Origin of the sequence: Novosphingobium naphthalenivorans NBRC 102051, from assembly GCF_001590985.1 — a bacterium.
In the GTDB taxonomy this organism is placed as follows: domain Bacteria; phylum Pseudomonadota; class Alphaproteobacteria; order Sphingomonadales; family Sphingomonadaceae; genus Novosphingobium; species Novosphingobium naphthalenivorans.
Genome location: NZ_BCTX01000001.1, coordinates 65,454 through 84,074, shown reverse-complemented (window position 1 = coordinate 84,074; position 18,621 = coordinate 65,454). Strand labels below are relative to the sequence as shown.

The window sequence follows — 18,621 nt, the reverse complement described above, 5'->3', positions numbered from 1 at the left end:
TTTGGGAAATCGCTAAGCACGTTCGGCGGCCCTGTTGCCCAGATTGCCCAGCCGGCCCGGATCGTAACCTTCCTCCCGCAGCACGCGGTAAACCGCGTCGCGGCCCAGCATTAGCCGGTAGTGTGTGAGCAAGCGGGGCGGCAGGGGCACATCGGTCATGTCGGCCCAGAATTCGACATAGAACAGGATCGGATCGGCAACGCTGAAAGCGCCCAGCGCATAGCCTTCGGCATCGAGCATCGCGGCTGCTTCGTTCAGAGCGAGAGAGGCGATCCGCCGCCCTTCGGCCATGGCCTGTGCAGCTTCCTCGAGATCGCAGCTATAGGCCTCCGGCACGAAGATCCGCGCGAAACCCTGTCCGTGAACGGATTCGGTCACATGGCGCATGATCGCGCGGGCGCGGTCCTGCAGGGCCGGGTCGGCGGGCCAGTAGCGGCCGCGCCGGCAATTGCGGCCCAGCCATTCGGCAATGGTCACGAGGTCGGTCAGCACGCTGCCGTCGCGCAGGCGCAGGCTGGGAATGGTGCCGCGCGGATTGATCGCGAGGTATTCGGGCTTGCGGTTCTCCCCGGCGGGGATGTTGATGACCGCGACTTCGAACACCTCCTCCACTTCCTCAAGGATGATGTTGGCCGCCGTCGAGCAGGAGCCCGGCGCCATGTAGAGGCACATGTTGGCCATCAGGCGGCTCCCACGCTGGCGCCGGCGCCATGGCTGCCCAACAGGAGCAGGTTGGCGTCTTGCGAGAATTCCACCCAGGCCGCTGCGACATCGCGCAGCATGGCGTTCACATATTCGCGCGGCGGCTTGTGCTCGTCCGGGAAATTGGAAAGCGCGCAGGATGTGGCGTTGAATTCCAATACTTCGCCCAGCAGGCCGTCGAGAAAGGGCTTGAACGGAGCCTGCACGGCGGGGAGCAGGCTGGAGCGGCCCTGCGATACCGAAGCGCCCGTTCCATCAAAGGACAATTCGCCGAGCTGCTTGAGCGCCCTGGCAAAGACGTCTTCAGCGGCCGCCAGCAGAGCCCGCTGCGTGAGCTGCTCGCGCTCCTGCCGCATCAGACTGCGCGACAGGGTGGCGCGATAGGTCGAGAACCCCGCTGCCCGTTGCTCCCCGATCCATTGGCCGAAGCTTTGCAGGGCTGCGGTATTCGCCGGACGCGAGAGAAGGTCCGTGCGCTCCTGCGCTTCACGAATGGCCAGAGCGATCCGATGGGCGGAATCGAGCGCGCCTTCGAGATAGCCCGGATCGTGGGCCGCCGTTTCAGCTCCGGCGAAGTAGAGCTTTTCGCGCCAATGGGCTCCGCGCAGCACGCTGTCGGCGACCGGGGGATGATCGTCGGGTTCCTGGGCAAGATCGGCGGCGCTGCACGTGAAGGCCTCGCCTGCCCAGTCCTGATAGTACTGCGTTCGCGTTTCCAGGCCGGTGCCGTAAAGCTGGGTCAGCTGGCTGGCGATCAGGATCGGCAGGCCTTCGGCGAAATCGCGGCGCAGGGCTGGGGAGAGGCTTACGAACCCGCCGATCCCCGCGCGATCGCCGGCCGCGTCGCAAGCATCCCAGGTTTCGGCAAGTACGGCCTGTTCGTGGGTGACGAAAGCGGAACCGGACAGGCCGGCCTCGCGCCAGACCGCGCTGGCGCAAGTCACGCCGGTCTTGGCGGCGGTCGCCATCCACGTCTGGGTGTGTTGCAGAGCCGACAGGGTTGCCCGGTCCAGTGTGGGAGAAAATGTCATGGACCCGACAAGGCGCGGGGGCAGGGCCATGACGCAGCGGCGCGCCTGCGCTTCGCCATCGCCTGCGTCCGAGCACCATGTCAGGCGCACATGATCGCTCTCGTCGAACACGGCCTGGACGATGTGGCCGAGGCGGATTTCGGTCCGTGAAAGACGCGCGGCCAGCGTCTTCGTGAGCTGCGCCATGCCTCCGATCAGGCGATGCGCGCCATCGTGAAGCGGGAGGGCCGCGGTCTGCTGCGGCCCTTTGTCGACATCGCTCAGTGACAGGTTCTGCTGCGTATCCCTTTGCGGGAACGATGGAATTTCAAGGCGTTGGGCAAGCGCGGCAACCAGCGGCTGGCGGTGCGGCCAGAACCAGGTTGGCCCGAGATCGACAGCAAGGCCGGTGTCGGGATCGATCTCGGTCAGGATGCGCCCGCCAAGGCGCATCCGCGCTTCGAGCACGAGCACGGACTGCCCTTGCGCTTCCAGCATTTCGGCCAGCGCAAGTCCGCTCAGGCCCGCTCCGACTATGGCGACATCGTACATGGCTTACTCCCCGGCGCTTTGTTGCGTTGGAATATGCCAAGCAAGAACCGGGCAATTTGGGCCGGTGGCATGAAACTTGTTTGCAAAAAGGGATCGGAACGGTCCATTTTCAGGAAGGTACGCTGCCTATGCTCGATGTCGCGGAAGGGAATTTGCGGGAGCGGGCAGAGAGGGTTCTCGCCTATCACCAGCAGACCAAGCACCGGCAGGACGGCTATGCGGCCGGGCCGGAAACGCTGGATTGGGATGCCCAGCCATCGCCCTACCGGCAATTCGCCGGCGCGCCGGTGACGCTGCTGCCATTGGTGTCGGACGGTATCGATACCCCATTCGCGGCCTTGACCGGGCAATGCCCGGTGGCGCCTGCCGCGCCTGACATCCGCAGCCTTGGCGCTCTGCTTGAACTGTCGCTGGGTCTTGCGGCCATCAAGGAATACGGGCCGGACCGGTGGGCGCTGCGATGCAACCCTTCAAGCGGGAACCTGCATCCGACGGAAGCCTATGTCGTGGCGCGTGGGATCGGCGGCATTCCGGACGGTGTGCATCACTACCGTCCGGCAGAACACGGACTGGAACTGCGCTGCTCGACGATTCTGGAGAAACCCGGCCTCTGGATTGCCCTGAGTTCGATCTTCTGGCGCGAGGCCTGGAAATATGGCGAGCGGGCTTTCCGGTACTGTCAGCTCGATGTCGGCCATGCCTTGGGCGCGATCGCTGCAGCCTGTGCCGTGCTGGGCTGGCAGGCGCGCGTGGTTCCCGGGATCGGAGCGGATGCGCTGGAGAGATTGCTGGGACTGGAGCGCGAGCGGGATTTCGGGCGTTCCGAGAAGGAAGAAGCGGAAGTGCTCATCCATATCGATACCGAACCGGCGCGGGGCGGGCGCGATGACATTCCTGTCCCGCTATGTGTCGGCGAACCGCGCTGGTCCGGTATAGCCAACCTTCTCGATCCCCGCCCTATGTATCGCTGGCCGGTGATCGAAAGTGTCGCCGGGGCCAGCCGCGGGACGATCGAAAGCCTCGACCTTGCCGGCCGTGTACCGGCATCGGCAGCGCCGGTGGCACGCGCGCCGCAGATCATCCTGCAGCGCCGCAGCGCGCAGCGTTATGCGCGCGACCATGTGATGCCCGCCTCGGTCTTTTCGCGGATACTCGATTCCGCCTCGGGCGTGCTGGAGCAGGGCGAACTGCATCTGCTGGCCTTCGTGCACAATGTCGAAGGGCTGGAGCAGGGGCTCTACGCCTTGCCTGCCCATACGGCGGACGAGCCTCGTCTGCGGGCGGCAATGGACGGCAGTCTCGTCTGGGAAGATGTGCCTGAGATGGCGCTTGTTCCCGCCTTTAAACGGCTCGCGGCAGGGGACTTCCGCAAGCTGGTGCGCGCCTTGTGCTGCCATCAGCCGATCGCTGCGGATTCCTGTGCGACCTTCTGTATGCTCGCCGAATTCGGCGACGCAATCGCTGTGGAGCCATGGCGTTACCGCAAGCTGCACTGGCAGGCGGGGCTGATCGGGCAACGGCTCTATCTGGAAGCGGAAGCTTCGGGGCACGCCGGCACCGGGATAGGCTGTTTTCTCGACGACGAGATCCACCGGGTGCTGGGTCTGACCGGAGAGACGTTCCAGGCCGTCTATCATTTCGCGATGGGCCGGGCACTTACGGACGAACGCATCAGTTCGGTGCCGGCCTATCCCGGCCGGTTCCGGCTCGAAGCACGGTTGTAATCCGGCGTGGCGATTCCCGATCGTCAGCTTGCGGTTGCCTGTTTGACGGGTTTGTGACACGCTGCCGGTCGGCTTGATCGCCATCGTCGGGATCAGTAGCCGGGCTCTCAGGGTTCGGCGGGAAAGTCCGGGGGGTGTTACTATCATGCGCAAAGGACTGTTCCGGACAACGTTGCCGGGCCTTGGCGAGTGTGCCCGCGTCGACATGAGCGCGGGCGATGCTGCCCCCTATCTGGAGCGGGATATGTACGTTCTGCTGGGCTTCAAGCCCGGTTTCGAGCAGCTTCCCGAACTGCCGCAGGACTGTGCCCAGGCGCCGCGGCCGTTATGGCCGGGATGGCGTTGATCCGGTTCGACTCGCGAAAGACCGTTCAGGCAGCCCAGCGTGCCGTCCGCGTGGTCGCGGCATAGGCGGCGAACAGATCCTCGAAATGCTCATCCATAGTGCGGGCCCGCGCTGACGGGCGAGGGCGGGTAATCGCGATCTCGCGGACCGCCTGTGCCATCGATGCAGGATCGCAGGCGGTATAGGAGCGGCCCGCGCCATCCTGGGCGTGGTCCAGAGCGCCTCCGGCATCAGGCACGATCACCGGCACGCCGCTGGCCCGCGCTTCCGCCGCGACCATGCAGAATGTCTCGGCTTCGCAGCCATGGACGAGGGCATCGGCGCTCGCCAGGATCCGGGCAAAGACTTCGCGGCTGCGTTCCGGGGCCAGAAGGCGAATATGCGGATTACCGGCAATGGTGCGCAGGATGGTACGCTGTTCGCGCCCTTCGCCGAGCATGACGAGCCCCATCGGATGCTCCCGGCTTGCGGCATTGACGGCTTCGACCACCATCGGCCAGCGCTTTTCCGGCGCCAGACGGCCGACCGCGAGCAGCAAGGTAGCGCCTTCCGGCATCTCGCAGGCTTCGAGCAGGCGCGCCCGCAGCGCCGGATCGCGGTGGCTGGGCGAGAAGCAGCCCGGTTCGACTCCCATCGGGATCGTGATCGTATTGGCGACACCGCCTTCGCGCAGCCGCCGCGACAGATCACCATTGGCGCAGACGACGTGGTCGAACATGCGGCTGTTGCGGCGAAGGTGTTCCCAGAACATCGAGAACTGCCGGTCGATGGTTTCGCGCGAGAAGATCGGGCCGAACCAGCGGTAGGCATAGGCGGACAGCGGATCGGCGTGCATCACCAGACTGCGCGGTGCGTTGCCCTTCCAGCCGGCGACGAGGCTCGCGCTGCGCCAGGGAGATGTTGCTTCCACGAAGTCGGGCGCTTCGGCGTCCAGCACCGCATGAAGCCGTTCGGCCTCGTTGAAGTACCAGTACTTGCGATCGAGCGGAAAGCGCGGGCTGCGGATGAAGACAATGCGGGCGCCGGGGCCGCGCTCGATCACCGCGTCTTCGTCGCCGGGCGCGACGATAACGATCTCGTGGCCGAGTTTCGGACCGATCTTGAGCTTCTGCTCGACATATGTGCGGACACCGCCGCCCTGCGGGGAATAGAAGGCGCAGACATCGATGATCTTCATCGGTTCACTTCCTCCGGTCCAACGGCGCGACGCCCAGGCCGCGGCGGTAATTGAGGACGATGGTGATGTGGGTGAGGCCGGGGCCGGCGGTGGCGCTGGCCTTGCGGGCCTTGGGCTTGCCCCAGCCCAGGCGGGGATTGCCGGCAAAACCGATACCGTCGATCGTCCAGTTGAACTTGCGGTCCTCGTTCCGGTCATGGAGCAGGCTGACCGCATACGTGCCGGGAGCGGGCAGACGCACGCAAAGCTCGGGCGTGCCCGAGGCCGGGACCGGCACTTCCACGCGGCGGAAGGTCTTCCCTGCGTTGATGAGAATGTTGTCGTCCTGCAGGAAATCGGTGTCGTTGTCCGGATAAACTTCCAGCTTGAGATTGCCCTGACGGTCCTTGAGGCCGTCGACCGTGATGAGGAAGGCGGGGCCCTTTTCGTCCGGCCGGCACTTGGCCTCGGCCTTGCCGAGATCCGGGGTCGACGGGAGCGTCGCGGCCGCCAGCAGCGGCAGTGCCAGAAGAATGGAGACAGCTGCAGGGGCGGCGGTCATCCCCGTTTCTCCGGATTGATGAGATCGTTGATCGCAATCCCGGCGCCCAGCAGGAGGTGCGCTGCGAGGATCAGGCCGGCCATCAGCGTCATGAGCGCACCGATGTCGCGTTCATGGCCCAGCACGAGTACGGCAATGCCGGCGAACAGCAGATCCTTGTTCGGCATCAGCGGCAGGCGAGAGACCAGCAGGCGCAAGGTCGAGAGATAGAGCCACCATGAGAGCGGGACTTGCGGCAGCACCAGGTGCCACAGCACGGCCAGCAGCACGGCGGACAGGATGATGCGGGCCAGATGGACCTGCGTGATCATCACCAGTTCCCCGCGCGCCAGCGAGAACACGCGGCGGCGGAACACCATCGCGAACAGCGAGATCGCCAGGATTACGCCCAGCGAAAGGGTGAGCGCGCGCGAATCAAGCCCGAGCTGCGTGGCGCCCAGCATCGGGAATGCCATGAACAGCAGGACCATGGTGACGGCGTTGCCGGTGATCGCCGAGAGGATGGCGACGTCTTTCACCGCGCCGAACGGAGCGGCTTCGAGTGATACGCGCCGGCGCGCCCAGGTGTAGAAGTAAGCCTCGCCAAGGTAGCCGAGCAGGAGGTCGTTATAGACTTTCTTGCGCAGCAGCGCGAGGAAACCGGCGGGCGGGATTTGCCAGAGCCGGCGGAAGATGAACCACTCGCTCGCGGGTGAGATCAGGTAATAGGCGGCAAATACGATCCAGAAGGCCGGGCTCGCCGGCAACATGGCTGCCAGGCGCGGAATATTGACGCCGCCCATTTCGAGGACGACGGCAGCGATCACCGCCAGCGAGAGCAGGATCGAAAAGATCGCGTTGCGGCCGCGATGATGGTTGCGGTCCTGCGGCTTCAGCTCGATGGCCGGTGTGCCATTGAGGGCCGGCATCTCGGAAGCCAGGGCGGCAGAGGGTTCGGACACGAAATTCTCCGGAAAGCTTCGCGGATCAGCGCAAAGGATGGCGGCTGGCGCGCGGGGACATCACGTCGAGCGCGCGCTGGTAATTGGTCTTGTGGCGGTGGCTGCTGCTGAGCTCGGACATCATCTCGATGTAACGGTGCGCGGCGTTTTCCATCTCGTAGGTCGCGGCGATGGCGCGGGCCCGGTCGCGGTCGTTTTCAAACTGGCGGATCCGGATCAGACCATCTGCGAATTGCCCTTCATCACCGCGCTGGACGAGCAGGCCGGTGCGGCCCCGGTCGAGCAGGCACGGCATACTCACGCAGCAATCGGTGGCAAGGACCGGCAATCCGGCCGCCAGTGCTTCGACGATCACGCCGGGAAGCCCTTCGTAATCCGAGCTGAGGACGAAAACGTCCGCTTCCGCCAGAAGCGGATCGATGCTGGCGAGATGACCCGGAAACCGGACGCGGTCGGAGATGCCCAGATTGGCCGCGAGCTGTTCCAGCGCGGGCCGCTCCGGGCCTTCGCCAGCGATCGTCAGGGTGTCATGGGGGCGGGCGGCACGGGCAAAGGCGCGCAGCAGCAGCGGGAAGTTCTTCTGCGGCACCAGGCGTCCGGCAGAGAGGTAGCTGGTGTTCCACACCGAACCGGATCTGCGTTCGAGCCGGGCCAGGTTCTTCAGCCGCTGGCGGGAAATGACGGGGTTGGCAATGACCGGCACCTGCCGCGGATCGGCGAGCGTGGCATTGCAGATTTCCCGCTGCATCGGCTCGGACAGGCTTACGAGGCGGTCGAACAGCGTCCCCTGGATCCGCAGCCAGCTGGAATATCCGCGCCGCATGACCGGAGCCATGTCGGGCCGGTCGAGCGCGTTGCTGACCTTGAGCACCATGGGCGGGGCATGTTCGCCCAGCAGCACTTTCATGGCCGCGGCCACAACCGCATACGTATTGCCGGGGCAGAACAGGACGTCGCTCTTGTTGTTCAGCAGATAGCTGAACAGGCAGTGCACCATCCACGGGGTTTCCCAGGCCGCGGTGGGCAGCCGGGTCGGAATGCGCCAGTAATCCAGGGCAGGCGCGCTGCACAGGTTCGGGCTGCCGGAACGCCCCAGTACCACCGTGACCTGATGTCCGGCCCGATCCCATTCGGATGCAAGCCCGAGAGCGACGCGTTCAACGCCGCCGGGATCAAGACTGTGGATCGGGATCGTGATCCTGAGAGGTCCTTGCATGGTCGTTCAGACGCCGCCACCAATTCCCTTCCGCAGTTTGCGAAAGGAATTTTTTCTGAATTTGCGGCGCCCTCTATGGACCGTTTATGTCGGGGTTGTGACGGTGGCCCTGCCTGTCACCGGGTGGACGTGCCGGCGTCAGAAAATTGCCATCAGGCCTTCAGATCGTTAATCTCGGCGTACCGCGATGGCTGGTGCGTGGTTGCGAAGCATCGGAGCGTGGCGTCGATGCTGGCGAGCAGGGAAGTCTTAGTAACATCGCCGGGGTGGACCGCTATGCGAACCGTGCGGGTGAACGGCAAAGCCTGGCGGGCGATGGCCGAAAAGGCCAGCGAAGAGGCGGTACGCATCCGCGAGCGGCTCGCCCAGGTAATGACAGGCCCTTTGGCCAGAACCGCGCCGCTGGCCGGGTTCCAGACTTTCCAGTGGTCTTCCGCCAAGGCGAAGCCGGCTTTCGCCAGGGCTGCGTGGGCGCCATCGCCATAGAGCCAGGCCGGGGCGATGAAGCCTGCGGTTTCCCGGCCGATCACGTCCTCGATCAGCGCCTTGCCGTCCTGCATACGCTGCAGGGCCGTCGCTTCGTCGAGGCCGAGAAATTCGCCTTCGCCGGCGGTCATGTGCTTGGCTTTGAATTGGGCCGCACCGCTGTGAGTTGCGGTATCGCGGTGGAACCAGCCATGCACGAACATCTCGATTCCGGCATCCGACCAGGCGCGGAGCTTGGCCTGGAACGCGGGATTTTCGCGAAGCGGATGCTGGCTCCAGTGGTCGGGCACGACCAGCATGGCGAAACGCGGGCCGCCCAAGCGTGCTTCGAGCATACCGAAAAGCTGCTCGACTTGCCGCTCTGAACCCGGGCCGACATCGTGAATGGAAGCAAGGAGGCGTTTATCGGCGCGGGGCTGGGGCATGGCTCACATCTAGGTTTGAATGATGACGACGCCGCGACAATGCAGGCTCCGCAGTTCACAGGGCCTGAATGCGCGCGGACAATCAGCCCCCCATGACCGCTTCTAACGCTTCGCTGGCTTCGAGCCACGCCATTTCGGCCTCTTCCAGATCGGCTGCCACGGCCGTGTGGCGCTTGCCGATCTCGCCGATGCCAAGGTTCTTGAGATCGCCTTTGGCGCTTGCCGGATCGACCAGGGCTGCATCGAGCGCGGCGAGCTGTTGCTGCAGGCGGTTCATCCGCGTTTCCGCCTCAGTGACCTTGCGGCGCAGGGTCTTGAGCTCCTCGCGGGCGAGCGTGCCGGCCTTGCGGGCGGGTTTGTCATCGCTCTTGCCGGGGCGGTCTTCCGTCTTGGGCTGGTTCCGGCCGAGCACGAAATCGATGTAGTCCTCCATCGACCCGTCGTAATTCGTCGCCGTGCCCTGATCGACGAGGACGAGCCGGTCGGCGGCCAGTTCGACCATGTGCCGGTCATGGCTGACGAGAATCACCGCGCCTTCAAAGGCATTGAGCGCCTGCACCAGGGCCTCGCGGGCATCGACGTCGAGGTGGTTGGTCGGCTCGTCGAGGATGAGCAGGTGAGGGGCCTCACGCGTGACCAGCGCCAGCGCCAGCCTCGCGCGTTCGCCGCCCGAGAGAGTCCGTGTCTCCGCCGTCGCGCGTTCGCCCGAAAACCCGAAACGGCCCAACTGGCCCCGCACCGCCAGTGGGGGCTTGTCGGGCATCGCGCGGGTCATCAGTTCCAGCGGCGTCGAACCGGCCGGCAGTTCCTCCACCTGATACTGCGTGAAATAGCCGATCCGGATCTTGGGCGAGAAGCTCACCGATCCTTCCATCGGCTCCATCTGGCGGGCGATCAGGCGAGCGAGCGTGGTCTTGCCGTTGCCGTTGCGGCCGAGCAGGGCGATGCGGTCTTCCGGATCGATCCGCAAGTTGAGCCGACGCAGCACCGGCTCACCCGGCGTGTAGCCCACTGCGGCGAGGTCCATGGTCAGCAGCGGCGGGCGCAGCTCGTCGGGGCTCGGGAAATCGAAGCTCAGCGAGGGGTCTTCACTCATCGCCGCGATCGGCTGCATCCTCGCCAGCATCTTGGCGCGCGACTGCGCCTGCTTGGCGGTGGAAGCGCGGGCCGAGTTGCGGGCGACATAATCGGCGAGCTTCTTGCGCTGGGCTTCCTGGTTGGCGCGCGCGGCGGCAGCCTGCGCGGCACGCTCGGCGCGCAGCCGTTCGAAGCTGTCGTAAGTGCCGGGATAAAGCGTCAGCTTGCCTCCCTGCAGGTGCAGGATGTGATCGGCCACGGTGTTCAGCAGGTCACGCTCGTGGCTGATGATCAGCAGTGTGCCCGGATAGCTCTGCAGGAAGGTTTCGAGCCACAGCGTCGCTTCGAGGTCGAGGTGGTTCGAAGGCTCGTCGAGCAGCAGTACGTCGGGCTGGGAGAACAGCAGCGCGGCCAGCGCCACGCGCATTTTCCACCCGCCCGAGAAACTGTCGAGAGGCCGGGCCTGCATCGCCTCGTCGAAGCCGAGGCCGACGAGAATGCGCGCAGCCCGGGCGGGAGCGGCATAGGCATCAATCGCGATCAGGCGGTCATGCACGTCGCCGAGGCGGTGGGGATCGGTGCAGGTTTCGGATTCCGCCAGCAGGGCGGTGCGCTCGGTATCCGCTTCCAGCACGGTCTCGAAAGGCGTGCGCGTGCCGCTCGGCGCTTCCTGCGCGATATAGCCCAGACGGGCACGCTTGGGCATCTCGATCGATCCGCCATCGGGTTCGAGTTCGCCGATGATTGTCTTGACCAGCGTCGACTTGCCCGCACCGTTGCGCCCGATGAGGCCGGTCTTGCCGCCTTGCGGCAAAGTTGCGCTCGCACCGTCGAGGATGGTGCGTCCGCCAAGGCGCACAGTGATGTCTCGGATCGTCAGCATGGGCGCGCGCCTAGCAGGCGCGCGGGCAAAGCCCAAGTGTTTGGATGATCATGTTTGGATGATCATGTTTGGGCGATCATGTTCGCAGGATCAGCTGGCGTATTCGCGCTTTATGGCTTCCAGCCCGCCGATCGCGAACGTGTAGAGATGATCCAGCACCGCGTCCGGGGCGACTTGCATGATCTTTTCGGTCATCGGGTTGGAAATGCGGCCCGCGACAAAGAGGACAGCGCAAGGTGCGCCGACACTGATGGCACAGCGCAGCAGGCGCGGATCACCGGTGGGAAACCCCGTGATCTCGGAGAGGAGGCGCGCCATGAGCCGGAATTTGGGCGGTATTTCCTCGGCAAACAGAACATCGAGATGGGAACTCGGAGAGAGCAGTTCGCGCGCCAGCACATGGGCATTCCAGCTCCGCTCGCCCATGGCGCGTGACAGGATCAGTTCGAGAAGCTTGCGCAGTCTGGCTTGCGGCGGCTCCGGCGCATTGACGATCACGTCGAGCTCCGTGACGCTTATCAGCCGGCGGTGCGCTTCGACCAGAACCGCATCGTAGAGGCCATCGCGGCTGCCGAAATGGTAGTTTATCGATGCGATGTCGACTTCCGCTTTCGCGGCGATGGCCTTGCTTGTCGTTTCAGCGAAACCTTTGTCCCCGATAAGGTGGCCTGCAGCCTCAATGATTCGCGCACGCGTCGCGTCCCCGTCAGTGCGCGGCGTTCGCGGGGCACGAGCCCGCGCGGGCGGGCGAGTGGTTTCATCGGTTTCCATTCCGTCTGGACACTAACGCATTTACAATTTAAATGCAATTTAGATTAAGGCGAGACTCGGCTGATGTCCGCCATTGTTTGCCGAGCTATTCTGACGAGCTATCGGGACGACTCTTGATGAAGAAACTGGTTCCCGCATTTATCATACTGGGCGTGGTTCTGGCGGCGCTGTTCCTCTGGCGGGAGTGGCGTGCCAACGGAGATGCCAATGCGCTGGTGCTGCACGGGAATGTCGATGTCCGGCAGGTCTCGCTGGCATTCGATGGCAGCGGCCGTATCGAGGCGCTCCATGCCGAGGAAGGGGACCAGGTAAAGGCGGGCGACCTGCTCGCCGTGTTGGACACGCAGACGCTGTCGCTGGAAGCGGCGCAGGCCAAGGCGAAAGTGTCTGCGGACCGGCAGACCCTGCTGCGGATGCAGAACGGTTCCCGGCCCGAGGAAATCGCGCAGGCTCGTGAACGCCTTGCCGCAGCCCAGGCCGATGCCTCGCGCGCGGCGGCGGATCTGGGGCGTTTGCGCGAGGTTTCCGCGAGCACGAACGGCAAGGGTGTGAGCGGTCAGGAGATCGATCGTGCCGCCAGCGCGGCCAAGGCCTCCAAGGCGCAGGCCGATGAGGCCGGCGAGGCGCTGCAATTGGCGATCAAGGGGCCTCGCGCCGAGGATATCGAAGCGGCCAAGGCGCAGCTCAAGGCCTCGCAGGCTGCTTTTGCGCTCTATCGCCATCGGATCGACCTGGGGGAACTGCACGCGCCGGAAGATGCGGTTGTCCGTTCGCGTCTGGCCGAAGTCGGCGACATGGCTTCTCCGCAGCGGCCGGTGTTCGAACTGGCTCTGACCAGCCCGAAGTGGATTCGCGTCTACGTCAACGAAACCGATCTCGGCCGGATCAAGCCCGGCATGGCCGCGCAGGTCACGACGGATAGCGCCCCTGACAAGCCGGTGTCCGGCAAGGTGGGATATATCTCTTCGGTTGCTGAATTCACGCCCAAGTCGGTCGAGACGGAGGACTTGCGCACGGCGCTGGTGTACGAGGTGCGGGTGAGGGTGGACGACAAGGAAGGGGCGCTGCGTCTCGGCCAGCCGGTCACGGTCAAGCTGCAGCTCGGAACCCCGGAGTGAACGATACGCCGCCCAGCGTTGTCATCGAGGGGTTGAGCAAAACGTTCACCGGCCCCGATGGCAAGCCCTTCCGGGCAATCGACGGTATCTCGCTGTCGATCCAGCCCGGCACGCTGGTGGCGCTCGTGGGGCCCGACGGGGCAGGCAAGACGACACTGATGCGGATGATGGCCGGGTTGCTGCGGCCTGACAGCGGGCGGCTTGAGGTTCTCGGCATAGACCTCGCCAAGGATGCACAGACCGTGCAAAACCGGATCAGCTACATGCCGCAGCGTTTCGGGCTCTATGAAGACCTGTCGGTGCAGGAGAACCTCGACCTCTATGCCGACCTTCACGGCGTCCCCGCCGATGTGCGCGCGGAGCGCTTTTCACGCCTGCTGGATATGACCGACCTTGCGCGGTTCACAGGGCGGCCCGCAGGCAAGCTTTCGGGCGGCATGAAGCAGAAGCTCGGGCTGGCCTGCACGCTGGTGCGCGTGCCGGACCTGCTCCTGCTGGACGAACCGAGCGTCGGTGTCGATCCGCTGTCCCGGCGGGATTTGTGGCAGATCATCGAGCAGCTCATCGCGTCCGACGGGCTGAGCGTGATCGGCAGTACGGCCTACATGGACGAGGCTGGCCGCTGCGACCATGTGTTCGTGCTCAATCAAGGGACGCTGCTGGCCGAGGGCAGCCCGGATGACCTCCGGCGAAGGGCCGAAGGGCTGACTCATGTGGTCTCGCCTGCGGACGGTGTGCCGGCCCGCGATCTGCAGGCACGCATGATCGATGCGCCCGATCTGGTTGTCGATGCCGTGCCCAGTGCCGGGCAGGTTCGCTTCATATGCCAGCCGGGCTGCGATCAGGCGGCGCTGAAGGCGCTGCTCCACGATTGCGATTGCCAGCCGCGCAAGGAAGAGCTGGAAGACGCCTTCATGCTGCTGCTTCACCAGCACGATGGTTCGGGAGGCGACGTTTCGGCGCCTCCGCCGCTGGCATCGGAAGCGCCGGTCGCTTCCCAGAACGGCCATGGCGACGGGCCAGTGATCGTGGTGCGCGATCTGGTGCGGCGGTTCGGCGATTTCACGGCGGTTGCGAACACCAGCTTCGATGTGAAGCGTGGAGAGATATTCGGTCTCCTCGGCCCGAACGGTGCAGGCAAGACGACGACGTTCCGTATGCTTTGCGGACTTCTTCCCGCCACCAGTGGCGAGCTTCAGGTTGCGGGCGTGAACTTGCGCAAGGCCCGCGCGGCAGCGCGTGCGCGCATCGGTTATGTTGCGCAGAAATTCTCGCTCTATTCGAACCTGTCGGTTTACGAGAACCTCGATTTCTTCGGCGGTGCCTATGGCCTGCGTGGCAAGGCGCGATACCAGCGGGTGAGCGAGATCATTCGCCAGTTCGATCTCGATCCGGATGCGCAAAGCGGCAACCTGCCGCTGGGTTACAAGCAGCGCCTCGCAATGGCGGCAGGATTGCTGCACGAGCCGGAGATCCTGTTCCTCGACGAACCGACCAGCGGGATCGACCCGCTGGCCCGCCGTTCGTTCTGGCGCACGATCACGGCCCTGTCGCAGTCCGGCGTGACAGTGGTGGTGACGACGCACTTCATGGAAGAGGCCGAGTATTGCGATCGCATCGCGATCCAGGATGCCGGCCGTCTGCTGGCGCTGGGCACGCCGCGCGAAGTGCGCGAGCGCTCGGGCATCACCGATGGCTACATGAACGAGGCTTTCATCGCCATCGTCGAACAGGCGCGCGCCGCCGAGGCCGGAGGGCTGGAGGCGGCATGAGGGATTCGGCTTTCAGGATCCGGCTTGTCGCCCTCGTGCGCAAGGAGACCCGCCAGATGCTGCGGGATCGCAGCAACCTTCTGGTTGGTCTGCTGCTGCCGGTCGCGCTGATCCTGCTGTTCGGGTACGGCCTTTCGTTCGACGTCAAGAACGCCCCTGTGGCGCTGGTGATGGACAACAATTCGGCCGCTGCCCGGGAAGCCGTTTCCGGGATCGGCGGGTCGCGCTACCTGGTGCCCGTCCGGGTCGGCAGCATGGCGCAGGCGGATGCCTTGCTGAGGGCCGGCAAAGTCGATGCGATCGTGCGCGTGCCGATCGATTTCGCGGAGCAGCAGGCCAGAGGCAAGGCGCAAGTCCAGCTCATCCTGAATGGCATCGATTCAACCACGGCGACGAGCCTTGAGGCCTATATAAACGGCGCCCTGGGAACGGTCACGCTGCGGCGCATCGACCGGGGCACCGGCGGCGCCACGGGGGTGGGCGGCGTCTCGCTGGTGCAGCGGATCTGGTTCAACGAGGCAGGGATCAGTACCTGGTATCTCGTGCCCGGTCTCGTGGTCCTGATCATGACTCTGGTCGGCGCGTTTCTCACTTCGCTGCTGATCGCGCGCGAGTGGGAACGCGGCACGCTCGAAGCCCTGTTCGTCACGCCGGTGCGGCCGCTCGAACTGGTGCTCGCCAAGATCGTGCCTTATCTGGCCATCGGGCTGATCGACCTGGTCATGTGCGTCGTGGCGGCGCGTCTGCTGTTCGAGGTGCCGATACGCGGTTCGCTGCTGGCGATCCTGCTCACCTCGATGGCATACCTGCTGGTCTCGCTGCTGATGGGGCTGTTCATCTCCGGGACGACGCGCAATCAGTTCGCCGCGAGCCAGATGGCGCTGCTCGCCAGCTTCATGCCTGCCCTGATGCTGTCCGGGTTCGTGTTCGACCTGCGCAATGTGCCGCTGGCCGTGAAAATCGCGAGCCAGATCGTGCCCGCCACGCACTTCATGGGCGTGATCAAGACGTTGTTCCTGGCGGGAACCGACTGGGGCATGGTGCTGCGCGGGTGCGCGATCCTGCTCGGCTATGCGGTGGTGCTGCTGGCGCTGACATGGCGCACGGTGCGCAAGAGGCTGGACTAGGCCGATGGACCGTCTGATCGCCAGCATTGCCCAGATTTTCGCGCTTTGCCGCAAGGAGATCCTTGCGCTGCTCAAGGATCCCGCGAACCGGGTGATCCTGATCGGCCCGGCGCTGATCCAGTCGATGCTGTTCGGCTATGCCGCGACGTTCGATCTCAAGCATGTTCCCTACGCGGTGCTTGATCAGAGCCACAGCGCCGCCTCGACCGAATTTCTCTCCCGCCTTGACGGGACCGGCATCTTCGAACGGCAGGCGACGCTGACCAATGCCGCGCAGATCGCCGGTGTGATCAACAGCGGGCGTGTGCTGATGGCGGTCAGCGTCCCTGCCGATTTTGCGACACGGCTGGCCGAAGGCGGGCAAGCCCCGGTGCAGGTTATCCTCGACGGCCGCAATTCGACCACGGCCGGAGCTGCGGCAGGTTACGTCAATTCGGTGGTCACGGCCTATAATCGGGACCGGGCAGGTCAGCCGGCCGTCACGGTCGTGCGGCGGGCCTGGTTCAATCCCAACCTCGATTCCCGCTGGCAGATCCTGCCCGCGATGATCGCGACGCTGTCCATGCTGCAGACGCTGCTGCTGGCCGCGCTTTCGGTGGCGCGCGAACGCGAGCAGGGGACGTTCGACCAGTTGCTGGTAACGCCCCTGACGCCGCTGCAGATTCTGGTCGGCAAGGCGATCCCCGCGGTCCTGGTCGGGGTGGTGCAGTCGACGCTGGTGCTGCTGGTCGCGCGGTTCTGGTTCGGCATTCCCATGAACGGCTCGCTGTGGCTGCTCTATCTGGGCCTTCTCGGCTTTACGAGCGCTTCGGTTGGTGTCGGCATGTCGATTTCCGCGCTGGCGCTGAACATGCAGCAGGCGATGCTCTACACCTTTCTGCTGATCATGCCGCTCACGCTGCTTTCCGGCCTGGTCACACCGATCCGGAACATGCCCGAGGTGCTTCAGATCCTGACTTACGCGAACCCGTTGCGTTTCGGCGTCGACCTGGTTCGGCGGGTCTATCTCGAAGGTGCGGGCCTGTCCGGCATTGCGTTCGATTTCGTGCCGATGCTCGTGATCGCCTGCATCACGATGCCGCTTGCCGCATGGCTGTTCCGCAACCGTCTGGCCTGATGAAAATGGATACTTCGATATGAGACCCGCCCGTATCCTTCCGCTGCTGGCCCTGGGGGCTGCCGCTGCCACGCTTTCCGGGTGCACCGTAGGGCCGAATTTCAAGGCTCCGCAGTCGGCGGCACCCAGCGACTGGTCGAGCTGGCGCAGTGGCGATCCTTCGCTTGTCGCGCCGGTCGGGCAGGGGCAGGCGATCCCCTCCGATTGGTGGACACTCTTCGGCGATCCGGTGCTGGACAGGCTTGAAGGCGAAGCACTGGCGGCCAGCCCCGATATCGAAACCGCAGCGCTGCATTACGCGCAGGCGCGGGTGCAGTTGCAAGGGGCAGGGGCGGCCGGGCAGCCGCAAGTCAATGTCGGGGCCGACGTGGTGCGCAACCGGCAGAGCGAATACGGCACGTCGACCCGCCTGTTCGATGTGATCGGGACGGACCGCGACGCGCTTGCCAAATATCTGGCGGAGCCTTTCACGCTCTATCAGGGCGGTTTCGACGCGGCCTGGGAACTGGACTTGTGGGGCAAGGTCCGGCGTCAGGTGGAGCAGGCCGGGGCCAAGGCTTCGCAGCAGGAGGCGCTGCTCGATCTGGCGCGGCTCAGTGTGGTCAGTGAGGTGGCCCAGGCCTATTTCACCTTGCGCACCACCCAGCGCCAGATCGCCATCGCGCAGGACGATATCGCTTTGCTGCAAGAGCGGGTTGCGATCGTCTCGGCCCGTGTGAAAGGCGGTCTGGACGATCACCGGGGGCTTGAGCAGGAGAGCGCCCAGCTCAACGCCCTGCGCAGTTCGTTGCCGGCGTTGAAGGCAGGCGAAGCCGTGCAGATCAACCGCATCGCCCTGCTGCTGGGCAAGCACCCGGGGGAATTGAACGAGGACCTGCGGGCCGGAAACGAACCGGCTGCCTCCGGGCTCCCGGATCTGTCGCTTGGTATGCCCTCGCAAGTCGCGCTGGGCCGCCCTGATGTCCGTGCCGCAGTGGCCCAGCTTCACGCGGCCACAGCGGGGATCGGCGTGGCTACGGCCGATCTCTATCCCAGCATCCGCCTTGGCGGCAGCTTCAATCTGGAATCCTATCGCAGCCAGAACCTGTTCGACTGGGCCAGCCGGACGTGGTCGATCGGGCCCAGTCTGGACCTGCCGCTGTTCGACGGAGGACGCCGCCGCGCGGTGGTGAAGCTGCGCAAGCTCGAAGCGCGCGAGGCGGCTGTCGGATACCAGAAAACCGTGCTCAAGGCCTGGCAGGAGATCGACGACGCGCTGAGCGGCTATACGGCGGACCGGCTGCAGGATCGCACTCTGGCTGCGCGCGAACGCAACACGGTCCGTGCGCTCGACCTTGTGCAGGCGCGTTACAGAGCGGGGGCCGTGAATTATCTGCCTGTCATCGACGCGAAGCGGGCGGCTCTGCAGGCCCAGCGCGATCGTGCCGATCTGGAGGGGCAGCTGAGAATCCGCTTCGTCGCGCTCAACAAGGCGATCGGGAACGCTCCGCCGGGCAAACTGTAAGCCTGGCCAGAGTTATCAACACATATCGGCTCGCGGATGCGGCAGGCTGAAGGGGGCTTTCATGGGCCAAAGTGGTGCAAACCGCTAAGGAATAAGGCTTGCAACGCAGAATCACTTGTGATTCTATCATTC

The 18,621-nt window shown here is 65.0% G+C and carries 16 protein-coding genes; 7 read left to right on the top strand and 9 right to left on the bottom strand.

What is annotated here, in order from left to right; genetic code table 11:
- Positions 1-12: 12 nt before the first annotated feature.
- Both NN5_RS00385 and NN5_RS00380 read right to left on the bottom strand, forming a co-directional pair.
- Positions 13-681 carry a glutathione S-transferase family protein gene (locus NN5_RS00385; RefSeq protein WP_217998547.1) on the bottom strand — a complete coding sequence of 223 codons (669 nt, stop codon included), beginning with the start codon at positions 679-681 and terminating at the stop codon, positions 13-15.
- On the bottom strand, positions 681-2,264 hold the full coding sequence (locus tag NN5_RS00380) for a flavin monoamine oxidase family protein (RefSeq protein WP_067731958.1): 1,584 nt from the start codon (positions 2,262-2,264) through the stop codon (positions 681-683). The genes NN5_RS00385 and NN5_RS00380 overlap by 1 nt, the downstream gene beginning before the upstream one ends.
- A 128-nt stretch (positions 2,265-2,392) precedes the next feature.
- Here NN5_RS00380 and NN5_RS00375 point away from each other — a divergent pair, with 128 nt between their 5' ends.
- The gene (locus tag NN5_RS00375) at positions 2,393-3,988 is read left to right on the top strand and encodes a nitroreductase family protein (protein ID WP_067731956.1); all 1,596 of its coding nucleotides are present in this window, start codon (positions 2,393-2,395) and stop codon (positions 3,986-3,988) included.
- Positions 3,989-4,133: 145 nt separating this feature from the next.
- Positions 4,134-4,334, top strand: coding sequence for a hypothetical protein (locus tag NN5_RS00370; protein WP_067731954.1), 201 nt, complete (start codon positions 4,134-4,136; stop codon positions 4,332-4,334).
- 25 nt (positions 4,335-4,359) lie between these two features.
- On the opposite strand, the gene NN5_RS00365 is transcribed toward NN5_RS00370, so the two are convergent.
- The 7 genes from NN5_RS00365 to NN5_RS00335 all read right to left on the bottom strand — a co-directional run bounded on the left by NN5_RS00365 (position 4,360) and on the right by NN5_RS00335 (position 11,851).
- Positions 4,360-5,511: a glycosyltransferase gene (locus tag NN5_RS00365; RefSeq protein ID WP_067731952.1), complete on the bottom strand. Its 1,152-nt coding sequence runs from the start codon at positions 5,509-5,511 to the stop codon at positions 4,360-4,362.
- Between the two features lie 4 nt (positions 5,512-5,515).
- On the bottom strand, positions 5,516-6,052 hold the full coding sequence (locus tag NN5_RS00360) for a DUF2141 domain-containing protein (protein ID WP_067731951.1): 537 nt from the start codon (positions 6,050-6,052) through the stop codon (positions 5,516-5,518).
- Positions 6,049-6,993, bottom strand: a complete 945-nt coding sequence (locus tag NN5_RS00355) for a hypothetical protein (protein ID WP_067731949.1) — start codon at positions 6,991-6,993, stop codon at positions 6,049-6,051. The genes NN5_RS00360 and NN5_RS00355 overlap by 4 nt, the downstream gene beginning before the upstream one ends.
- Positions 6,994-7,018: 25 nt before the next feature.
- The gene (locus NN5_RS00350) at positions 7,019-8,209 is read right to left on the bottom strand and encodes a glycosyltransferase (RefSeq protein ID WP_067731947.1); all 1,191 of its coding nucleotides are present in this window, start codon (positions 8,207-8,209) and stop codon (positions 7,019-7,021) included.
- A gap of 152 nt (positions 8,210-8,361) precedes the next feature.
- Positions 8,362-9,120, bottom strand: coding sequence for a DUF2334 domain-containing protein (locus NN5_RS00345; protein WP_067731945.1), 759 nt, complete (start codon positions 9,118-9,120; stop codon positions 8,362-8,364).
- Positions 9,121-9,202: 82 nt separating this feature from the next.
- Complete coding sequence (locus NN5_RS00340) at positions 9,203-11,080, bottom strand: ABC-F family ATP-binding cassette domain-containing protein (RefSeq protein ID WP_067731943.1); 1,878 nt, start codon at positions 11,078-11,080, stop codon at positions 9,203-9,205.
- Positions 11,081-11,170: 90 nt separating this feature from the next.
- Positions 11,171-11,851, bottom strand: coding sequence for a TetR/AcrR family transcriptional regulator (locus NN5_RS00335; protein WP_067731938.1), 681 nt, complete (start codon positions 11,849-11,851; stop codon positions 11,171-11,173).
- A gap of 116 nt (positions 11,852-11,967) precedes the next feature.
- On the opposite strand from NN5_RS00335, the gene NN5_RS00330 reads away from it, so the two are divergent.
- Genes NN5_RS00330 through NN5_RS00310 form a run of 5 tightly spaced genes read left to right on the top strand, consistent with a single transcriptional unit; the run spans position 11,968 to position 18,489 of the window.
- The gene (locus NN5_RS00330; protein WP_067731937.1) at positions 11,968-12,969 is read left to right on the top strand and encodes an HlyD family secretion protein; all 1,002 of its coding nucleotides are present in this window, start codon (positions 11,968-11,970) and stop codon (positions 12,967-12,969) included.
- Positions 12,966-14,741, top strand: coding sequence for an ATP-binding cassette domain-containing protein (locus NN5_RS00325; protein WP_067731936.1), 1,776 nt, complete (start codon positions 12,966-12,968; stop codon positions 14,739-14,741). Before NN5_RS00330 ends, NN5_RS00325 begins: the two co-directional genes overlap by 4 nt.
- A complete protein-coding gene (locus NN5_RS00320) occupies positions 14,738-15,868 on the top strand; it encodes an ABC transporter permease (RefSeq protein ID WP_067731934.1) in 1,131 nt (376 codons plus the stop codon). Before NN5_RS00325 ends, NN5_RS00320 begins: the two co-directional genes overlap by 4 nt.
- 4 nt (positions 15,869-15,872) lie before the next feature.
- Positions 15,873-16,985 carry an ABC transporter permease gene (locus NN5_RS00315; protein WP_067731932.1) on the top strand — a complete coding sequence of 371 codons (1,113 nt, stop codon included), beginning with the start codon at positions 15,873-15,875 and terminating at the stop codon, positions 16,983-16,985.
- A 19-nt stretch (positions 16,986-17,004) separates the two neighbouring features.
- Positions 17,005-18,489, top strand: a complete 1,485-nt coding sequence (locus NN5_RS00310) for an efflux transporter outer membrane subunit (protein ID WP_067731930.1) — start codon at positions 17,005-17,007, stop codon at positions 18,487-18,489.
- Positions 18,490-18,621 lie beyond the last annotated feature (132 nt).

What these genes read in the sequence shown, in the direction of transcription:
- NN5_RS00310 (WP_067731930.1), top strand. Translation starts at nt 17,005, where the DNA reads ATGAGACCCGCCCGTATCCTTCCGCTGCTGGCCCTGGGGGCTGCCGCT.
- NN5_RS00350 (WP_067731947.1), bottom strand. Translation starts at nt 8,209, where the DNA reads ATGCAAGGACCTCTCAGGATCACGATCCCGATCCACAGTCTTGATCCC.
- NN5_RS00340 (WP_067731943.1), bottom strand. Translation starts at nt 11,080, where the DNA reads ATGCTGACGATCCGAGACATCACTGTGCGCCTTGGCGGACGCACCATC.
- NN5_RS00335 (WP_067731938.1), bottom strand. Translation starts at nt 11,851, where the DNA reads ATGGAAACCGATGAAACCACTCGCCCGCCCGCGCGGGCTCGTGCCCCG.
- NN5_RS00345 (WP_067731945.1), bottom strand. Translation starts at nt 9,120, where the DNA reads ATGCCCCAGCCCCGCGCCGATAAACGCCTCCTTGCTTCCATTCACGAT.
- NN5_RS00365 (WP_067731952.1), bottom strand. Translation starts at nt 5,511, where the DNA reads ATGAAGATCATCGATGTCTGCGCCTTCTATTCCCCGCAGGGCGGCGGT.
- NN5_RS00360 (WP_067731951.1), bottom strand. Translation starts at nt 6,052, where the DNA reads ATGACCGCCGCCCCTGCAGCTGTCTCCATTCTTCTGGCACTGCCGCTG.
- NN5_RS00380 (WP_067731958.1), bottom strand. Translation starts at nt 2,264, where the DNA reads ATGTACGATGTCGCCATAGTCGGAGCGGGCCTGAGCGGACTTGCGCTG.
- NN5_RS00330 (WP_067731937.1), top strand. Translation starts at nt 11,968, where the DNA reads ATGAAGAAACTGGTTCCCGCATTTATCATACTGGGCGTGGTTCTGGCG.
- NN5_RS00370 (WP_067731954.1), top strand. Translation starts at nt 4,134, where the DNA reads ATGCGCAAAGGACTGTTCCGGACAACGTTGCCGGGCCTTGGCGAGTGT.
- NN5_RS00385 (WP_217998547.1), bottom strand. Translation starts at nt 681, where the DNA reads ATGGCCAACATGTGCCTCTACATGGCGCCGGGCTCCTGCTCGACGGCG.
- NN5_RS00375 (WP_067731956.1), top strand. Translation starts at nt 2,393, where the DNA reads ATGCTCGATGTCGCGGAAGGGAATTTGCGGGAGCGGGCAGAGAGGGTT.
- NN5_RS00320 (WP_067731934.1), top strand. Translation starts at nt 14,738, where the DNA reads ATGAGGGATTCGGCTTTCAGGATCCGGCTTGTCGCCCTCGTGCGCAAG.
- NN5_RS00315 (WP_067731932.1), top strand. Translation starts at nt 15,873, where the DNA reads ATGGACCGTCTGATCGCCAGCATTGCCCAGATTTTCGCGCTTTGCCGC.